Origin of the sequence: Cobetia sp. SIMBA_158 (assembly GCF_046566945.1) — a bacterium.
In the GTDB taxonomy this organism is placed as follows: domain Bacteria; phylum Pseudomonadota; class Gammaproteobacteria; order Pseudomonadales; family Halomonadaceae; genus Cobetia; species Cobetia amphilecti.
The window spans coordinates 1-290 of record NZ_JAWJYL010000209.1; the positions used below are offsets into that span (position 1 = coordinate 1).

Annotated in this window: 1 pseudogene; it reads left to right on the forward strand. The window is 34.5% G+C overall.

The annotated features are described in order from the left end of the window. Positions 1-290 (forward strand): annotated as a pseudogene (locus tag R2R70_RS19660) (hypothetical protein); the annotation flags it as partial.

Here is a 290-nt window from a genome sequence, read left to right on the forward strand (position 1 = left end):
TATTGCGTTAGGTTATGATAAATTTGGGAAAGAAGCTGAAGATATTCTTTACCATATTGTTAGAACCCCAACAAATGAGACCCTATCGATTATCCGACTTATCAAAAATGCTTGTTTAAAATTATATAATCTGGCACATATCGCAACCAACTCCCCCCTCAAATCACATGATTCAGATGATCTCCTGTTCAAAAAACTATTCTCCCCTTCGAAATTAATGACAATTATCGGTGATGAAATTCCTCTTATATCTGAAAAACAGTCGCTTTCAAAGGTGCTTTTAAATGATG